The sequence below is a fragment of the Paraburkholderia sp. genome (genome assembly GCF_036488505.1).
Lineage (GTDB): Bacteria > Pseudomonadota > Gammaproteobacteria > Burkholderiales > Burkholderiaceae > Paraburkholderia.
Map to the genome: position 1 here is coordinate 1 of NZ_DASXHN010000121.1, position 1,755 is coordinate 1,755.

Annotated in this window: 1 protein-coding gene and 1 pseudogene; both read right to left on the minus strand. The window is 67.5% G+C overall.

Translation table 11 applies throughout. From position 1 onward, the window contains the following. Window positions 1–90 precede the first annotated feature (90 nt). Window positions 91–1,470: a condensation domain-containing protein gene (locus VGH68_RS06845; protein WP_331602789.1), complete on the minus strand. Its 1,380-nt coding sequence runs from the start codon at window positions 1,468–1,470 to the stop codon at window positions 91–93. Window positions 1,471–1,527: 57 nt separating this feature from the next. Then, a pseudogene (locus VGH68_RS06850) lies at window positions 1,528–1,755 on the minus strand (NlpC/P60 family protein); the annotation flags it as partial.

The window sequence follows — 1,755 nt, forward strand, 5'->3', positions numbered from 1 at the left end:
CTATCTAGCGCGTCTGCTCGCACAGACGCGTACTTGGCGAGTATGTAATGCGTCCCCGTGTCTTTGATCTAGAACTACTTGATCGTAGAACTAGACCCGGAACCTTCCCAGAGGGGTTCCCCCCGAAGTCCGGCGTGATACGTCACAAGCGGCGTCGACGATCGTGGACTCCATCCCACGCAGGCACGCACTCAACTGCGCCGGGGAGATGAAATGAGTATCGCCACGCATCACGACATCAACGGTGTCCCGCACGTCATTGATGTGCACGAAGAGCTTGCGGTTGGGCCGATCGAGCTTGGCTTGCAGGCGCTCCGCGCTGCGCGGCAACGCCTCACGCACCTGCTCGGGAATCGGCAACGGTCCGTCACCCGCGTCGCGGCTGGCGCGTCGCCGGTCGTTGAACACGCACGACAGCTCGATCTCCTCGCCACGCTCCGCGCTCACCGCGGCGACGAGCGCGTCGAACTGCCGAGGGTCGTAGTACGCGTTCATCCCCGCGCCGAGCATGCCGCGCTGTGCGCGTTCGACCACGTCATCAAACGAGCCGTCCGCGACATCGATCAGGCACGGCCCGATTTGCGCCAGCGGGCTGACAATGTCCGCGAGGCCGGGACGGAAGCGATTGCTGACCAGCAAGCCGACCATCACCGGATTGATGCCTGTGACGCCGGCCAGCGCGACCGCGAATGCGGCGAGCAGCACCGCGCCGCTGTCGGTCTGATCGCGCGCGGCCACGATGCGCGCCGCCAGATGCGCGGCCGGGGAGTTGTAGCCGAGCTCCCAGTAGCGCGGCGTGCTCCGGTCAGCCTCGGCACGCTCCTCGCCGAACTGCCGCGCCGGCATCTCGCGCAGCACGCGTTCCCAATGCCGCATCGCGGCCTTGTTCACCCGCAACGCTGACGACTCGCGCTGGCGGCGAGCCAAATCAAGCGGCTGCAACTCCGGCGGCGGCGCCGTCGCCTCGCCGGTCGCCGGGTCCATCCTCGCCAGGTCGGCGACGAGCGCGTCCAGGCTATACGCGTCGATGGCCAGCTGGCTGTAGACCGCGACCGAATGCGTGACCGCGCCATGCTGCACGATCACAGCATTGCGCAGCGGCCACTCGTGGTCGCGATAGAAGTTCGTCGCCTGATACCGCTGCTTGACGGCCGCCGCGACCTGCGCCGGATCGCCGTCGCCGGCGTCGATGACCTCCAGCGGCATCTCGCCGCCAGCCGCCACCGCTTGCCGCGGCTCGCCGTCGTCAGTGAACGCCAACCGCGTACGCAGCGCCTGGTGCCGACCGACCAGAAAGCGCAGCGACGCGGCGACGTCCTGCGCAGTGAAACCCGGAGGGACGCGCACCGCGCCGCCCATGTTGATCGACAGACCACTGATGCGAGTCGCTGACCAGATCCGGCGTTGCCCCCAGGTCAGCTCTTCCACGCCGCTGCCGTCGCCCTCGAAACCTACGAGGATCTCGCTCATCTCGCGGCAACCTCCAAACGGTTCGCGTACTGACACACGAACTGCCGGAGGCAATTCTTACTCGGCAGCTATTTGGCGCACCATATGAGCGGCCTGATCCTCCCACCGCGCGTACGCGGTCGGGTAGCCGGAGCGCTGCGTTTGCTGCGCGGCCCGCCACAGCGGCATCGAGCCGTAGCCCGGCGCGTACTGCGTCAGCGCGTCGAGGAACGCCGAGGTCGCGTAGGCCGGGTCGGTCAGCTCGCTCGAGCTGCCCCAACCCATCGACGGCCGCTGCTGGAACAG

Coding starts and splice junctions, on each gene's coding strand:
- VGH68_RS06845 (WP_331602789.1), bottom strand. CDS start 1,470: ATGAGCGAGATCCTCGTAGGTTTCGAGGGCGACGGCAGCGGCGTGGAA.